Source organism: Mucilaginibacter corticis, from assembly GCF_007558865.1.
Classification (GTDB): Bacteria; Bacteroidota; Bacteroidia; order Sphingobacteriales; family Sphingobacteriaceae; genus Mucilaginibacter; species Mucilaginibacter corticis.
In genome coordinates this window covers 686,504-703,825 of sequence record NZ_VLPK01000001.1, presented here as the reverse complement: position 1 = coordinate 703,825, position 17,322 = coordinate 686,504, and the positions used below count along the sequence as shown (strand labels likewise).

14 protein-coding genes are annotated in these 17,322 nt (G+C 43.7%); 6 read left to right on the top strand and 8 right to left on the bottom strand.

The features are described 5' to 3' along the window. Positions 1–4: 4 nt before the first annotated feature. Entirely contained in the window at positions 5–967 is a 963-nt protein-coding gene (locus FO440_RS03035) for an AAA family ATPase (protein WP_144246746.1), read from the top strand. Between the two features lie 120 nt (positions 968–1,087). Here the strand turns inward: FO440_RS03035 and FO440_RS03030 are convergent, their stop codons facing one another. From FO440_RS03030 to mutL, 6 genes are all read right to left on the bottom strand, one after another. Further along, the gene (locus FO440_RS03030; protein WP_144246745.1) at positions 1,088–1,951 is read right to left on the bottom strand and encodes a hypothetical protein; all 864 of its coding nucleotides are present in this window, start codon (positions 1,949–1,951) and stop codon (positions 1,088–1,090) included. Positions 1,952–2,045: 94 nt separating this feature from the next. Next, entirely contained in the window at positions 2,046–3,509 is a 1,464-nt protein-coding gene (cysS, locus tag FO440_RS03025) for a cysteine--tRNA ligase (RefSeq protein ID WP_144246744.1), read from the bottom strand. Between the two features lie 195 nt (positions 3,510–3,704). Then, complete coding sequence (locus FO440_RS03020; protein ID WP_144246743.1) at positions 3,705–4,817, bottom strand: endonuclease/exonuclease/phosphatase family protein; 1,113 nt, start codon at positions 4,815–4,817, stop codon at positions 3,705–3,707. Further along, a complete protein-coding gene (locus tag FO440_RS03015; protein WP_144246742.1) occupies positions 4,814–5,674 on the bottom strand; it encodes a rhomboid family intramembrane serine protease in 861 nt (286 codons plus the stop codon). Before FO440_RS03015 ends, FO440_RS03020 begins: the two co-directional genes overlap by 4 nt. A gap of 18 nt (positions 5,675–5,692) precedes the next feature. Beyond that, on the bottom strand, positions 5,693–6,337 hold the full coding sequence (locus FO440_RS03010; protein WP_246104163.1) for a rhomboid family intramembrane serine protease: 645 nt from the start codon (positions 6,335–6,337) through the stop codon (positions 5,693–5,695). A gap of 87 nt (positions 6,338–6,424) precedes the next feature. Next, positions 6,425–8,287: a DNA mismatch repair endonuclease MutL gene (gene mutL, locus FO440_RS03005; RefSeq protein WP_144246740.1), complete on the bottom strand. Its 1,863-nt coding sequence runs from the start codon at positions 8,285–8,287 to the stop codon at positions 6,425–6,427. A gap of 200 nt (positions 8,288–8,487) precedes the next feature. Here mutL and FO440_RS03000 point away from each other — a divergent pair, with 200 nt between their 5' ends. From FO440_RS03000 to FO440_RS02990, 3 genes are all read left to right on the top strand, one after another. Next, positions 8,488–9,651 carry a retropepsin-like aspartic protease gene (locus FO440_RS03000; protein WP_144246739.1) on the top strand — a complete coding sequence of 388 codons (1,164 nt, stop codon included), beginning with the start codon at positions 8,488–8,490 and terminating at the stop codon, positions 9,649–9,651. 92 nt (positions 9,652–9,743) lie between these two features. After that, complete coding sequence (locus tag FO440_RS02995) at positions 9,744–11,375, top strand: amidohydrolase (RefSeq protein WP_144246738.1); 1,632 nt, start codon at positions 9,744–9,746, stop codon at positions 11,373–11,375. Beyond that, positions 11,362–13,170 carry a serine hydrolase domain-containing protein gene (locus FO440_RS02990; RefSeq protein ID WP_144246737.1) on the top strand — a complete coding sequence of 603 codons (1,809 nt, stop codon included), beginning with the start codon at positions 11,362–11,364 and terminating at the stop codon, positions 13,168–13,170. The genes FO440_RS02995 and FO440_RS02990 overlap by 14 nt, the downstream gene beginning before the upstream one ends. A gap of 144 nt (positions 13,171–13,314) precedes the next feature. Here the strand turns inward: FO440_RS02990 and FO440_RS02985 are convergent, their stop codons facing one another. Continuing rightward, positions 13,315–13,737 carry a VOC family protein gene (locus tag FO440_RS02985; RefSeq protein ID WP_144246736.1) on the bottom strand — a complete coding sequence of 141 codons (423 nt, stop codon included), beginning with the start codon at positions 13,735–13,737 and terminating at the stop codon, positions 13,315–13,317. 146 nt (positions 13,738–13,883) lie between these two features. On the opposite strand from FO440_RS02985, the gene bshA reads away from it, so the two are divergent. Continuing rightward, positions 13,884–15,023, top strand: a complete 1,140-nt coding sequence (bshA, locus tag FO440_RS02980) for an N-acetyl-alpha-D-glucosaminyl L-malate synthase BshA (RefSeq protein WP_144246735.1) — start codon at positions 13,884–13,886, stop codon at positions 15,021–15,023. Between the two features lie 12 nt (positions 15,024–15,035). Here the strand turns inward: bshA and FO440_RS02975 are convergent, their stop codons facing one another. After that, a complete protein-coding gene (locus FO440_RS02975) occupies positions 15,036–16,535 on the bottom strand; it encodes a glycoside hydrolase family 76 protein (protein ID WP_144246734.1) in 1,500 nt (499 codons plus the stop codon). 184 nt (positions 16,536–16,719) lie between these two features. On the opposite strand from FO440_RS02975, the gene FO440_RS02970 reads away from it, so the two are divergent. Next, positions 16,720–17,304: a DUF1543 domain-containing protein gene (locus FO440_RS02970; RefSeq protein WP_144246733.1), complete on the top strand. Its 585-nt coding sequence runs from the start codon at positions 16,720–16,722 to the stop codon at positions 17,302–17,304. Positions 17,305–17,322 lie beyond the last annotated feature (18 nt).

Sequence of the window (17,322 nt, the reverse complement as noted above, 5' to 3'; positions counted from 1 at the left end):
ACCTATGCAACACCGATCTGACGTAGAGGCCGCCGATGCTTTAAAACACGCGTATGAGCAAATACGCAAAGAGATAGGCAATGTTATAGTTGGACAGGACGAAGTTGTAAAGTTTGTGCTGATATCTATTTTCAGCAACGGGCATTGTTTACTGGTGGGTGTACCAGGTCTTGCAAAAACGTTACTGGTGCAAACCGTATCACAGGTGCTTGACCTTGATTTTAACCGGATCCAGTTTACGCCCGATCTGATGCCATCAGACATTATCGGATCTGAAATATTGGGCGAAGACCGCAATTTTAAGTTTATTCCCGGACCGGTGTTTTCAAACATTATCCTTGCTGACGAGATAAACCGTACGCCTCCTAAAACCCAGGCAGCGCTTTTAGAGGCCATGCAGGAAAAAGCAGTTACTGCGGCGGGCGTTACCCACAAGCTATCGCAGCCATTTTTTGTGCTGGCTACGCAAAACCCTATTGAGCAGGAAGGTACTTATCCATTGCCCGAAGCACAGCTTGACCGCTTTATGTTCAAGGTGTCGTTAAATTATCCTTCGTTTAAAGAGGAGTTGCAGATCGTAAAAAATACTACCAGTATTTTAAATCAAAGTGTCGCCAAGATCTTAAATGCCGAGCAGATCATCGCTTTTCAGCAATTAGTAAGAAATATACCCGTTGCAGATAATGTGCTCGAATATGCCGTAAAGCTGGTAGCCAAAACACGCCCTGACGGCGAGTTTGCCGCCCCGCAGGTTAAAAGATTGCTAAACTGGGGCGCGGGCCCGAGGGCTTCGCAATTTTTAATTTTAGGCGCTAAATGCCACGCGGTTATCCACGGTAAATACTCGCCTGATATTGAAGATGTACGTGCCGTTGCCAAACCTATTTTAAGCCACCGTATTGTACGCAGCTATCATGCCGAAGCAGAAGGGTTATCGACGGATGATATTATTGAGCAGTTGTTTTAGATGTTAGAGATTAGTTAATTAGAGATTAGGTTAACGCATAAAAAAGGGGCTTATCAAATCGACAAGCCCCTTTTTATTTTGATTGACAGGCCCAATCTCTGACCTCTAATCAACTAATGCCTAATTCTCAATCGACGAGAAAACTTCCAGCAGGATATTCCATTTGTGCGACGCGTCTAATTCCCAGATGCGTACGTAGTTATAGTTGCTTACCACGTTACCTTTTTTAATACGGGCACGACCATAGGTGTAGGCCAGGTCATTACTGGTTGAGCGGCCACCGCTGATGTTTTCGGCCGATATAGTTATCGCTTCGTTATTTAAAAATTTCAATACTTGGTCTGTACCTGTTATAGGTTCAAAGCCGGGGAAGTAATAGCGGCCTTCAGGGCTTAAAAACTCTTTGTATGCGCCTAATGACGACAAAGTTAAAGACTGGTTGAATGATTTATCGGTATTCAGAATAACCAGTTTGCCGTTAAACGGATCTTTGTTAATTACCGGTTTCTTATTCGCATCCGGCTCTTTAAAGTCTATTGGGGCTTCTTTTTCGGCCTCAGGGTGCTGTATGCCCAGGTCGATCAATAGTTTTAACTTACCGTCCGGATCAGCGCGCCAGATAGAAACGTAATCGCCGTAAACTTTATCATCTTCGTTTTTACCGTTAAGGTATACATAAGGGCCAGCGCTGAATGCCAAGTCGCCGTTGTAAGATATACGGGCAAATTTGGGCTGCCATTGCAGTGTGCCGGGTTGTTTTTCAACACTGCTGTAAAAATCGGTTATCTTAACCACTTTGGGTTTAAATACAATGCCGTCAACATCGGCAACTGCTAAAAAGGCATTCTTGATACCTTTACGTGCAACTAATTTATTAAAGTTATCCTCGGCCTCAACAACAGTGTTAACCTTAGCAGGCATCTGGGCATAGGTAGTAGCCGCAAAGCAAATAAGGGAGAGGGTAGCTAATGCAATTTTTTTCATTTTCTGTGATTTGGGGGAGATTTGATGATTAATTAATATCCAAATAGTTTGGGTCAAGTTTCGGCTTTTGTTTTTAATAACGCTGATTTATGAATTAAATTTTACTCCAGTTTGTTCCTTCTTTGCTGTCTTTAAGCTGGATACCTATTTTTTGTAAGCCATCCCTGATCTTGTCAGATGTGGCATAGTCCTGGTTTTTCTTAGCCTCGTTACGTAAATTAACCACCAGATTAAGCACTTTTGGCAAATCATCGTCGGCAGCCTGCTCGTTCTTTAAACCCAACACATCAAACACAAAAGTTTTAATGATGTTTTTTAAAATTTCAAGATTAGCGGTATCTATCTTCATTTTACCATCATGCACCGAGTTGATAATACGGGTTGCTTCAAACAATTCGGCAATTAAAACCGGGCTGTTAAAATCATCGTTCATGGCGTCGTAGCAGCGTTGTTTAAGCGGTGCCACGTCAACATCTGTAGTGGCTGATGCTTTCAATGTATCAAGCAAACTAACCGCGTTCATCAGGCGTTTAAAGCCTTTGTCTGACGCTTCCATGGCTTCGTTGCCAAAGTCGAGCGTGCTGCGGTAATGTGCCTGTAAAATAAAGAAACGCACCGTCATTGGGCTGTAGCCCCTGTCAAGTATAGAATGCTCGCCGCTAAACAGCTCATGCGGTAAAAAACTATTACCTAATGACTTTGACATTTTTTGCCCGTTAACGGTCAGCATATTGGTATGGATCCAATAATTGGCCGGATTTTTTTCGCAGCAGGCAAAGTTTTGCGCTATCTCATTAGTATGGTGTGTTGGTACCAGGTCAATACCACCACCGTGAATGTCAAACTGTTCGCCCAGGTATTTATGGCTCATAGCCGAGCATTCCAAATGCCATCCCGGGAAACCGACACCCCATGGCGAAGGCCATTTCATTAAATGCTCGGGCTTGGCTTTTATCCATAAGGCAAAATCAAGTTTGCCGTGTTTTTCTTCCTGGCCGCCAAGCGTACGGGTGTTATTGAGCAGGTCCTCTAAATTACGGCCGTTCAATACGCCGTAATCATGGTTGGCATTATATTTCTCAACGTCAAAATACACAGAGCCGTCCACTTCGTAGGCATAACCCCTGTCCAGCATTATTTTTATCAGCTCAATTTGTTCAATGATATGGCCGGTAGCCGTAGGCTCAATACTTGGCGGTAAAGTGTTAAAGGTATGCAGCACATCACGAAAACCAACGGTGTATTTTTGAACAATTTCCATTGGCTCAAGCTGCGCCAGCTTAGCTTTTTTTGAGATCTTATCTTCGCCCTGATCGCCGGCATCACCTTCTAAGTGGCCCGCGTCGGTAATATTGCGTACATAACGTACTTTATACCCAATTTGGGTAAGGTATCTGAATATCAGGTCGAAAGATATATAAGTACGGCAATTACCTAAATGTACATCACTGTAAACGGTTGGGCCGCAAACGTACATGCCTACATGCGGCGGATTAAGTGGCTTAAACTCTTCTTTTTTACGTGTTAAAGTGTTGTAAACAAATAAATTTTGCTCCATAGCGGCAAACTTACGATTTTCAGGTGAATGGAGAATAGTGATTGGTGAATAAGTGAGTGGGCAGTCGTGAGTTGGCAGTTTGCAGTGGGCAATTGGCAGTAGGGAGTTGTTAGTAGTGAATGAAACGTAAACAAATATGGTGTTGATAACCAAATCGGCTGCCCACTGCAAACTGCTTACTGCCAACTCACAAACTTACTTCAACAGCAAATCCGCACACACCGGGTAATGGTCTGACAGCTTTTTTTCAGTAATAGTATAGCTGGCAACGTCAAACTGCGGCGAGGCCATAATGTAATCTATCTGGTAATTAGGGAAATCGCCATTATAGGTGCGCCCCAGGCCAAAGCCCTTTTCACGGAACGTATTTTTCAATCCCTTTGCCATTTGATTTACTGCGTATGATGTTGGTGTATCATTAAAATCGCCGGCTATGATATAAGGGTAAGGGCATTGTTTTGCGTGTTCTTTAATTTTGGCAACCTGATCGGCACGTTTCATGAACGCCTTTTTCAATTTTCCGCCTAAACGTTTTGTCGAGCTAAAATCAGGTTTTCCTTTTTGTTTAACGCTATCTATGTAACGGTAATCTTCTGGTCTAAAATTGATAGATTGCAGATGCACGCTATATAACCTGATCACGTGGGCACCTTTTTTGATATCGGTATATAAACATTGGTTATCGCTTGTCATGGCCGACAATTGGATAAGCCCCTTTGCAATTATCGGGAACTTTGAAAATATAGCCAAGCCTAAACCATCTTCTTTAGTGCCGACAAAACATTCATAATAAAAATCAGTACACCCCATCCTTTTCTTTACAGAATCGATCATGGCATATTGTCCGCGCTTACGGGTAAAAAACTCCTGAATAGCTATAACATCAGGTTGCGCTTTGGCTATGATATTTAAAATTTCATCCCTGGTAGATATGTCACTTGTGTAACCGTATTTATTAAATTCATGTACGTTATAGGTCATCATCCGTACATCGTTGTCGCCTTGCGGCTTAATGATGTTACTGTTACCCGGGTTAAAACCGATATTGTTTTTTAAAACACTAAAACCACAAAGAATGGTCAATACCGATAACAGCGCCAGCCATTTTTTACGTAACAGCCAGTAGGCTATCATGATGATATTAACCAGCAACAAGGGCGGGTAAGCTAAACCAAAAAAAGCTATTATCCAGTATTTGTTCGGATCGGTTATTGGGGCAAAATAACTGGTAAGCAAAGCCAGGCATAAACCGCAGTTTATCCACAAAAACACCTTATCAATAAAAGGTAATCTTTTTTTAGCCTTCATTTTTTGCTGGCGCGAAATAGCGTCTCTTTTTCCTGTTTGCTCAGGTTATCATATCCTGTTGTTGAAATTTTATCTAAAATACGGTCAACTTCTTCTTGTCTTGGCGCGTCAGACGCGGGCCTATCCCTGTTGGTTGACGCCACTTTTAATTTTGACCTGGACTTAAAAATGCCGGCAATGGTACCTATCATATCGCGCCCGTTTTGCAATTGCTTTACGTATATAAATCCAAATAACGCGCCGCCTATGTGTGCTATCTCGCCGCCGGCGTTAGGGCCGGTTATGCCCCAAAATCCCATCGCCACATAAAAAATGGCTATCCATTTTAATTTAATGGGGATAACTCCAAACAGCATGATGGTATAGTTGGGCGTAATGGTGGCCGCACCCGCAATAACAGCCATCACACTTGCCGAGGATCCTAATGTCGGTATCAACAAAAGTGCTTGGTCCCGTGAAAACAGGGGGAAGATGTTAAAGCTAACTACATATAGCACCGCACCCGATAAGCCCCCCAGTAAGTATAGTCCTAAAATACGTTTATTTCCTAAAAACTCTTCAAAGATCTGGCCCATCCAGTAAAACCACAGCATATTAAACAGCAGGTGCCAGATATCTGCATGCATAAACATGTAGGTAAACAGCGTCCAGAAACGGACAGCCAGTTTAGGCAGGTAGGCTTGTAGCGTAAGATATTCCTGGCTGTAAAAATCAACAATGGTTGTCCGGAATACTAACTTCTCAAATACCGAGAGTATGCCGATAGTGAAAAAGACAATAACGTTAATACCGATAAGCAGGTAAAGCTTGCTACCTGAGCGGAATACCTTAAAATTTAAATTTTCCCAGAACGTCATATATCCTCTAAAAACGTTTTAATTAATGTAATTCCCCGGGCCTTGTAAACGCCAAGCCTTTACCAGTATAAAACCTAAAATGGCGCCGCCAAGGTGCGCGAAATGCGCCACATCATCACCCCCAAATTGTCCTATGCCTAATGAAAGTTCAACCAAAACATAAACCGGCATTACATATTTTGCTTTAACCGGGATAGGAATAAACATGATCATCAATTCGGCATTTGGATAGATCATACCGAAGGCGATAAACAAACCGAAGATTGCCCCCGATGCACCCACCATTGACGAAACATAAATCCCTGCAAGCTTGCTCTGTGCCGCAGCAGGTAATAAATTTAGTGTAGCATCAATATTAGGTGTGGTGAAAGAGCCAATAATTTGGTGTACCTCAAAAGCCTGTATAGCTAACTGTAAGGCTATACCGCCTAAACCACAGATAAAGTAAAATGCTACAAATTTTTGAGAACCGATATGATATTCAAGAATGGCACCGAGCGAGTAAAGCGCGAACATATTAAAGATAATGTGCATCCACCCGCCATGAAAAAACATATAGGTGAGAGGCTGCCACGGTTTAAAATAAGGCGAATCAAAATAATGTGCGGATACCAGGTTGTAGATCTGGTCGACCATGCCCTGTTTAAACAATAGGTAGGGCAAAAAGCAAATAATATTTATAATAAGCAGGTTTTTTACAACCGGGGGTAAATTTGCGAAAGGTGATTGCATAGTGGTATAATATACCGGTTATTTTTCAAACCGCTCTAATAATTCATTTAATGTAAAGGTACTAATTACAGGCTTGCCATTTAAAGCAACATTTGGCATTTGACACGCGAAGAGCTGATCCGTCAATAAATTCATCTCTTCTGACGATAGTTTAGTGCCGGCCTTTATGGCCGCGTTACGCGCCAGCGACCTTGCCAGATTATCGCGCTTGTCTAATTTCAATATCGACAGATTATTTTTAAACCCTTCAAGCAGGCGTTCCAAAAGCTCATGTTCACCTACGTTGTTCAGGTCGGCCGGGATACCTTCAACCACTACCGTATTTTTGCCAAACTCGCGGATATCAAAGCCCAGCGCCCTGATATCAGGCAAAAGCTCTCTCAATAACTCAAAATCGCTGCTGTTTAGTGTGAGCGATTGCGGAAATAAACTTTGCTGGCTTACGCCTGAGTGGTTTTGCAATTGCTGCAAAAAGCGTTCGTACAAGATCCGTTCATGTGCGGCCTGCTGGTTGATCAGCATAAAGCCCGATTTAATTTGCGACATGATGAACCGATTATGGATCTGGAAAAACTGCCTGTCGCTGGTTTTGGCTATTTCCTGCTCGTTAACGGCTACGGTTTCTTCCGTGTGGATCTGCTGTTGTACGGGTTCTTCCCTTTTGCTGATCTCGTATAAAGTATCCCAGTTGCTCGGGATAGGATTGGTCCTGTTGCTATGGCTGCTGCCTCCGCCGGTATCCCGTAAAAACGGCAGCTCGCGCTCGGTTTTTGTGAATGGGTTAAAATTGGGGTTAAATGCAATAGACGGGGCCACGATCTCTTCAAAAGGTTTCGGCGTGATCAGGTGTTCAATGCTGTTCTCCTGGTCAAAATCTAAACTTGGCGTAATATTGTACCTGCCCAATGATCTTTTAACCGCCGAGCGGATAATGGCGTAAATGGCCTTCTCGTCCTGGTATTTGATCTCAGTTTTGGTTGGATGTACGTTGATATCGATTTTTGACGGATCGATATCGATAAACAGCACATACAGTGGATAAGTATCGTCAGGCAGTAGCTCTTCAAAAGCGGTTAGTACGGCATGGTTTAAATAAGGGTCTTTAATAAATCGGTTATTTACAAAAAAGAACTGCTCACCGCGGGTGCGTTTGGCAAACTCGGGCTTGCCTACAAAACCGCGCAGGTTAATAATGGTGGTATCTTCTTCAACCGGTACCAGGCGCTGGTTATAATTATTGCCAAACAGGTGGATAATGCGCTGCTTTAAGGTAGTGGCCGGTAAATGGTAAACCTCCTGCCCGTCATGGTGCAGCGTGAAAAATATCTCGGGATGGGCCAGTGCCACGCGCTGAAACTCGTCGATAATATGGCGCATCTCAACCGGGTTGCTTTTTAAAAAGTTGCGACGTGCCGGGATATTGTAAAAAAGGTTTTTTACGCAGATCGAAGTTCCTGCAGGGGCCGAGCAGGCTTCCTGTTTCATTACTTCTGATGCCTCGATAAAGATCTGTGTGCCCAGTTCATCTTCATGACGGCGCGTTTTTAACTCGACCTGCGCTATGGCCGCTATGGATGCCATAGCCTCGCCCCTGAAACCCATGGTACGAATAGCAAAAAGGTCCTCGGCTTTTTTAATTTTTGAGGTGGCATGGCGCTCAAAACTCATGCGCGCGTCGGTACCGCTCATGCCGCAGCCGTTATCAATAACCTGTATCAATGATTTGCCGGCATCTTTAACGATCAACTGGATCTTATCCGCACCGGCATCAATAGCATTTTCTATCAGTTCTTTTACCGCAGATGCAGGCCGCTGCACCACCTCGCCGGCGGCGATCTGGTTAGCTACGGAGTCTGGTAAAAGCTGAATTATATCTGACATTTATAAAATTTCCCTTCAATTTCGTTTTCGATGCTAAATTAAAGATTTGACAGCACAAGTTTGATTTTTTTTGCGGGCTCTCCAGGTTCCACTCCAAAACAGAGGGGAATAAATGATTGTTAAATTCCTTTACCTGTGAAAGAATTTTGAACAGATAATAGCGTTATTAATTCCGTATTTTACATCATCAAATCCTGCTTATGAAACTACTTACCTGTTTATTGCTATTAGCATCGCCGGTTTGCTTTGCCCAGGTTTTCACATTTAACCAGGGTGGCACCAGTTCAAAGAATTATTATGAAGAGATCCCCTACGAATACATTAACGGAAAAATATTTTTGGAGGGTGAGATAGCGGGTAAAAAACACCGTTTTTTATTTGACACCGGCGCACCTGTGGCCATCAGCAAAGAGCTGGCTCTGCAGCTGAATGCCAAAGTGCTTCATAAGGATATAATAGATGATACCTTTTTGCATACCGATTCGGTAACTACTGTCGAGCTGAATGATCTGAAGTTAGGCAGCCTTAGCTTTAATCATATCCCGGCCATTACCTTGTTTCCTGATTTTTATAATTGCTATCATATTGATGGTGTAATTGGCAGTAACCTGCTGCGTAATTCTATCATCAGCATTAATAATACCAAACACGTTATTGTATTTACTGATCAGAAAAACAAACTTAACCTCAAATCAAAATACAGCACCGACCTGGTTTTTAAAGAGGGATATCAAAGTGACCCGCAGATAAAAATTGTGATGAATAAAAAAGTTACACTTACTATTCCCTTTGATACCGGCGATAATGAGTTTTTGCGGATAAATGATAAAATGGTTTCATCCCTTACACAATACGCAATTTTTGATACTCTGACCACGGGTTACGGTGCCAGCACTATTGGGCTGATGGGGCTGCAAACTGCTGCTGATAAGTACCTGTTTAAGGTAGCTTCTTTTAGCGTAGGTAATGGCATATTCAATAATTTAATTGCAGAAAGCAATAAAGACGCCATCCCGGCCATAGGCAGTAAGTTATTGGAGTACGGAACAGTTACGCTCGACTTTATAAACGCTAAATTTTATTTTGATGCAAATACTCCTGTGAACGATGTCGGCGAAAAGCAATGGCCCTTACGTACAACCTTTGCCGGTAATAAACTCATAGCCGGTGTTATATGGCAGAAAGCGGATGGCCTGGTAAAGCAGGGCGAACAGATAACAGCTATTGATAATACCGACTACAGCAACGTTACTATTTGCGACCTGGTAAATAACAAGCCGCCGCTTTATGGTAAAGAAACCGCGGTTTTGACATTGAAAGACGACGCCGGCAATACCCGGAAAGTAACCATTAATAAAGAATAGCCTGCAGTTGTAAAACGGATATTTTGCGGGCACACCCAACTTTATCATTTGAAAGTTGTATATACTTTGTGATATCTTTACAGCCACATCGTATGAAAAAATTATGGCCCATTTTGCTGCTTTTTGTAGTAGCCTGTAAGCAAAAAGAGTATAATGCCGACCTCTTAGTGAAAAACGCGGTGGTTTACACGGTTGACAGCGCGTTCACTACATCCAACGCATTTGTAGTTAGTGGCGGGAAGATCCTGGCTGTTGGTGATGCCGCTGCTTTAGAAGATAAATATCATGCCCGCGAGGTTGTTGATGCACAGGGAAAAAGCGTGTATCCGGGGTTTATTGATGCTCACGCGCATTTTTACGAGTATGGGATGGGCTTGCAGCAAGTCGATTTAAAAGGCTTAAAAACCTGGGCCCAGGTTATAGATACCGTTAAAGCTTACGCCGATCGTAACCCCGAAGGTTGGATAATTGGTAACGGCTGGGACCAGAACTTATGGGCCGGCAGGAAATTCCCGGACAAGGCAAAGCTGGATTCTATATTCCCGGTAAGGCCGGTAATACTAAACAGGGTTGATGGCCATGCGGTTATAGCTAACCAGGCAGCTTTAACCATTGCAGGTATTAAACCCGGCCAGCCTGTTGTAGGTGGCGAAATTGAAACCATTAACGGCAAGCTTACCGGTATATTGGTTGATAACGCGGTAGGCATTGTAACCCGTAAAATTCCGGATCCTACAGATACGCTGGTACGAAATGCCTTATTGAGTGCCCAAACCAACTGCTTTGCTGTGGGCCTCACCACTGTTGACGATTGCGGTTTACCCTACACTATGGTAAATACCATTGCCGAGATGCAGCACAAAGGCTCTTTAAAAATGCGGATGTACGTAATGCTGGCTGACAGGCAGGAGAACTATGATTACCTGTTTAAACGCGGCGTGTTTAAGACACCGGGCCTGAATGTGCGTGCATTTAAGGTTTATGCCGACGGTGCGCTCGGTTCGAGAGGTGCTTGTTTATTAAAGCCCTATGAGGACCAAAAGGGTTGGAACGGCTTTTTATTAAGTAACCCAAGCCATTTTGAGGAAGTGGCAAAGAAAATAGCCGAGAAAGGCTTCCAGATGTGTACCCATGCCATTGGCGACTCGGCAAACCGGGTGATGCTAAAAATTTATGCCGGTGTGTTAAAAGGTAAAAATGATCGCCGCTGGCGGATAGAACACGCGCAGGTGGTAGCACCCGAAGATGTAGCCCTATTTGGCAAGTACAATATTATTCCGTCTATGCAACCAACGCATGCTACTTCTGATATGTACTGGGCCGGGCAACGTTTAGGTAACAAGCGTTTAAAATCGGCTTATGCCTTAAAAGAGTTATTAGATCAAAACGGGTGGCTGCCATTAGGGACAGATTTCCCGGTTGAAAATATCAACCCGATATATACATTTTATGCTGCGGTGGTGCGTAAAGATCTGAAAGGTTTCCCGGCAAATGGTTTCCAGATGGAAAACGCGCTAAGCAGGACCGAGGCCCTGAAAGGAATGACCATCTGGGCGGCAAAAGCTAATTTTGAAGAGAAAGAAAAAGGCAGCATTGAAGTAGGCAAATACGCCGATTTTGTAATAACAGACCAGGACCTGATGAAAGTTGAGCCTAACGCGCTGCCAAAAGTTAACGTATTAAAAACCTATATAAACGGAGAGAAGGTATATGAGCGAAAATAAGACCCGTTGGGTTCTGTTACTTTTACTGGCATTTACCTTATTTAATTCTGCATGTGCGCAAGGCCCCGGTCAGGCTTTTATAAAAGAAGAAAAACTGGTTGAGAAATCAACCATGCTATTAAATAACGCCAATTACCTTATCCCGTTAAGAAATGTTGGTAACCTTAAAATTGCCAGTATTCACCTTTCATACACTTTCGCTACCCAGTTTGACAGCCTGCTCAACAAATACGCCAAAGTAACATCATTTAACGCGGCCGATTACACAGGTAAACGTATCAGTAATCTCTCGGCAGACCTTCGGCTGTACAATACCATCATCGTACAACTTAATGAAGCCGACCTGAACAATGCCGGTTTGGTTAAATTTATAACAGACAACCAGCAAATAAAAAACATGATCGTCGCTTATTTTGGTAAGGGTTCGGCACTTGACAAACTGAATGACGTTACCGCGCCGATATTATATTCGGAACGCGGATCGGTTATAGCGGCTTGCTTTAGCGCGCAGGCTATTTTTGGCGGGGTTGCTATCACCCAAAAACTAACGGGCACTATTACCCAGCGGTACAGGTATGGCATGGGCTTTTTAACGGATAAAACCCGGCTGGAATACAGCGTACCCGAGGCTGTTGGTATTAATGCCGACAACCTGCAGGATATTGATAAAATAGCCCGCGAAGCCATGCAGGCCCATGCCACGCCGGGCTGCGTAGTGTTGGTAGCTAAAGACGGAAAGGTAATATTTAATAAGGCATACGGTTATCATACTTATGCTGCTGATGTACCGGATAAAATAACCGATATTTTTGATATCGCGTCTATGACCAAGATCTCGGCGACCACCGTATCTGCCATGTTGCTTAAAGACGAGGGGAAGTTAAATATCGATTCGACCCTGAGTTATTACCTGCCGGTTACGCGCAACACCAACAAAAGCAGCATCAAGATCAGCGAACTGCTAACCCACCAGGCAGGGCTGATCCCCGATATCCCCACCTTTGATAAAATAAAAGCAACGGACCATACCGCCGATTCATCTGCTTTGTATCCTATAAAAGTGAATAACGGCTATTATCTGCGGAAAGATTATTTCAAAGATATAATGCTGCCTGCTATGTTGAACTCACCGCTTAAAACCCGTGGGCAATATGTATACAGCGACCTGAGTATGATCTTTATGCAACAGGTGGTAGAGGCAGTTAGTGGCACCCCGATCAATACTTATGTTCAGCAACAGTTTTACAATAGGTTAAGTATGCAAACAGCGGGCTTCTTGCCGCTTTACCGTTTTCAGCCCGGGCAGATCGTTCCGTCTGAAGATGATGAGGAATACCGTCATTCAGAATTGATTGGTTATGTAAATGACCCAACCGCCGCGTTAATGGGTGGGGTAGCGGGGCATGCCGGTGTTTTTGCCAGCGCCAATGATATCGCTATACTTTACCAGATGTTGTTAAACAAAGGATCATACGGTGGCGATTTGTTTATCAAGCCTGAAACGGTCGACCTGTTCACCTCAAAACAATCGCCTATCAGCCGCCGGGGGTTAGGCTTTGATAAATGGGACCCGATAGCCGACAGGCATTACCCGTCAGAACTGGCATCGCCGGATAGTTACGGGCATACGGGTTACACAGGCACCTGTGTTTGGGTTGACCCTAAATATAACCTGGTGTACATATTTTTATCAAACCGCACCTATCCAAAGGTAAGCAGCAAACTTTCAAGCCTGAACATCAGGCCACGCATCCAGGATGTGATCTATAAAGCTATTGCGAAAGGACTTAATTGATATCGGATTTCGGATGTTCGATTTCGGATTTGGTTTTCTTGTATAATCGGATTTCGAATGTTCAATTTCGAATTTTCTTTTTTTTGATTGCGTAATATTTCGATCAATAATATAAATCCGACATCCGATATTCGAAATCCGACATCACAACACTTGGTTAAACTCCAGCCGTTCGCCATCAGGCCCGGTGATGTTGAAGTATTTGCAGCCGTTTTTCCAGAAGTTTAAAAATACAGGTTCGGGTTCAATGATGTTGAAGCCACCCTTTTTTACAATGGCGTAGGCTTCGTCAATGTCGGCCACATCAAACGCAACGTGATCTACATGCCCGTCTTTTCGTGCGCTTATCTCCGGCAAAACGCTGTTGGGCATCTGGTAAAGCTCAATGATCATATCGCCGCGTTTCATCATAATGCAAGTACCTTGCTCGCCATTATGGTCAAACGGCTTCTCCATCACATTGGCAAATCCCAGCTTGCTGTAAAACAATGCCGACATTACAATATTGGTTACGGGTATGCCAATATGTTGTATGGCCTTGATGTCTAAATGTATTGCACTTTCCATTTGTTAAAGATGTGATTTAATAACGGTAAAAAGAGTGGTTTAGGATTTATTGCCTCGAAATTAATATTACAAAATGCAAACACTATTTCCATAATTTGCTGTTAAACTTGCACAATTAATTATCACAGCAGCAGAAACCTACTTCAATGAAGATCGGAATAGTTTGTTACCCAACCTTTGGTGGTAGCGGGGTTGTAGCCACAGAGTTAGGCAAGGCGCTTGCCGACAATGGCCACCAGGTTCATTTTATAACCTATAACCAACCGGCCCGACTGGATTTCTTTTCAGAAAATCTTTTTTACCACGAAGTTTCTGTATCTAAATACCCTTTATTTGATTACCCGCCGTACGAACTGGCCTTGGCCAGCCGACTGGTTGATGTGGTAAGGTTTGAGAAACTGGATATCCTGCATGTGCATTACGCCATACCTCATGCCTCGGCCGCTTTTATGGCCAAGCAAATTTTGTTAACGTACGGCATTTATATCCCGGTAGTAACTACTCTGCATGGTACCGATATTACGCTGGTAGGGAAGGACCGTACCTATAAGCCGGTAGTAACTTTCTCTATCAATAAATCTGACGGTGTAACTGCGGTATCAGAGAATTTAAGGAAAGATACCTATGAGTTTTTTGATATCGAGAACGATATTAAGGTTATCCCTAACTTTATTGATCTGAAGCGCTTTAACCTGCAGGCTAAAGATCATTTTAAAAAAGCCATAGCGCCCGAGGGCGAGAAAATACTGATCCATACATCAAACTTCCGCAAGGTTAAACGTACTGAGGATGTAATTAAGATCTTTGCGAAGATCCGTAAAAAGATCCCGTCAAAACTGTTAATGGTTGGTGATGGCGGCGAGCGGAGCGATTGCGAGCAGCTGTGCCGCGACTTGGGTGTGGGAGACGACACCCGCTTTTTAGGTAAACAGGATGCGATCGAAGAGATCCTGTCCGTATCTGACCTGTTTTTGATGCCATCGCAGTCTGAAAGCTTCGGTTTGGCTGCGTTAGAGGCTATGGCCTGCAAAGTACCTGTGATCAGCTCGAACGCCGGTGGTTTGCCCGAACTGAATGTGGACGGTGTAACCGGTTTCCTGAAAGATGTTGGCGACGTAAAAGGTATGGCCGAAAGTGCGATCTATATTTTAGAAGATGCCGAACGCCTGGCGACATTTAAAGAGAACGCCCTTGCCCGCGCCAAAGAATTTGACCTGGCTAAGATCTTACCTGTTTACGAGAATTATTACAGAGAGGTAATAGAAAAAACTAAAACCAGCGCTTAATAATACTTCTATCTATTTCTTTAACGAATAAGAATTGATCAGCAATGATACTGCTGTCGACGCGCCGAAGCTGCCTTTTGGTTTTGCCGCGTCCTCTGTTGTACGGGTTGCCCATTTGGTATGGATAATACCGGCAGAGTTACGATTATTGTAAGCTACTTTAGCGTTTAGGGCCAGCCAGTCTACCAGTTCAGTTTTACCGGTTTCTACCGTGTATTTATGCGCGTAACGGGCAAATATGCCTTTAAAACCGGGCAGGTCATCGCCGCCGTCTTCGTTATCCATCACTTTGCCTTTAAACATCACATCGCGGCTGTATTGGGCTATCTTTTCGGCCTCGTCCAAATAAGTATATTCTTTGGTATAGTTATACAGCATTACCGCGGCGCCCATAAAAGTGCCCTGGTTATAGGTGGAACTCCAGTTACTGATCCTCAGTTTTTCACTTTTCTTGTTCAGGTCCACATTGTCATTCACCTTGCCCGTAGCCGGGTCGAATAAATAGATCTTAGACCAGCTGTACAAAGCAATGGCTTTATCATAATAAGTTTTGTCGCCGGTGGCTTGTGCCAGGTAACAGGCCGCTACCATGGCTGGACCTTCAATGCACGAGTTTTTTGATGTCTTGGTCTGGAACCAGATCAAACCACCGCCGTAGGTATTGCTAAAAGCGCGGGCATACATTTTATCATACTGGTCCTTTGCTTTTGCAAGGTAGGTTTTGTTGCCGGTAAGCAGGTAGCCGCGTACGCAAAACAGCACCGCCCATGAAATATCGTCATTGTAATTGTTGTACATCCAGTCCTCTTTATTCTTTTGGATAAAGTTGGTGTACAGGGCGTCAAATTTACTTTTGTATTTAGGGTCTTTGGTTACCTCGTAAGCGTCAAGCACTACTTCCATCATTTCGGCCTGGCCCCAGAAGCCTTTAAGGGTTTCAACTTTGTAGCCGTTGTACCAATCGTCAAAAGCTTTTTCGGCGGTGGCGAGTGTAGGGGCAGTTTCCTGCGCTATTTCTTTTTTAAAGATCCATTTTTGTGCATCTGCATTGCCGGCTTTGGCAAAGGTAACTTTAGCGCCATCTACCGCGCCCACGCCTAGATTAAGGGCAAAGGCCGGGTTAGCTGCCGACTGCAAAAAATAAGCGCCGCTGCCGGCTTTTTTAATCACCCATTTAACATCATCGCTGTTGGTATCGGCCTGGTCTGCTTTGACAGAATCGGCAGGGCTGGCACCTGCGTGTAACAGTTTACCGCTGCCCACATTGGTGAGGGTGTAAGTGTTTTTGCTGATGAGTTTTACTATCCAGCGCTCTGCATCGGTTTTGGTATCGGTCCAGCCGTCTATCGCAGCGCCATTATCAACCGAGGCATTACTTACATCCAACATTTTACCGCTTGACTTTGACTTTAGCGAATAGATACCGCCGGAAGTTATGCCGCTTGTCTGTGCAAAGCTTAAGTCTGCATTTACTAATAAAACGGTAGTTGCAAGTAGGTAAAATAGTTTCATTACGGGGACGCTTAAATAAGTAATCAGTGGGCAATTACGGTAATATTGAGTATAAAAATAAATTTACGGGTCAATGTTTTGAATATGTTACATTGGTAACGTTTGCATAAAACATTAGTACATTTAATTTTTATGAGGTGCCTATAGAAGTTATCAGTCACTATTTTTTTAATACTTTTAGCATATGAATGACCAGCCATCAAAACCGCTAAAACTCTATATGCTGCTATTAGGCTCAAAAGCGCCGGGCCGGCATGTTGAGCAGCATGATTTTTTCTTTGGGATAGCTACTGAACTCAAAGAACTGGTACCTGATATTAAAAAATTCTGGCGCGGCGCGGCAGGTAATATCCATATCGATGGTTATCGCGAAGTTGCTAATGTCGATGGCTACCGGATAAATGTTGTGCCGAAAGATGAAACCAATATCCAAACAGAAGAGCGGTTGTTCTTTATCAATCTCGGCGGTTACCAGGCCGGGAAACTTGAAGAGCAGCACCACGTGATCTTAAGTGTCAGAAAAAACCGGGCACAGGCCATACAGGATGCCAAGAACACGGTCTTCTTTAAAACAAGTACCACCGTTGACACCAACGAAGCCCGGGCGCACATCGATGATAAATACGGCATTGACGTGGATGATCTTTATGAAATAGCCGAAATGTTATCGCCCGTCCAAAAAGCTAAATACCATATTGAAATAACTCCGTCGCCCGGCTTGCCGGAGGATGAGGTGCATTTGGGGTATTTTAGGTTGGATAGGTTGTAGAGCACATAAGGGTGTCGT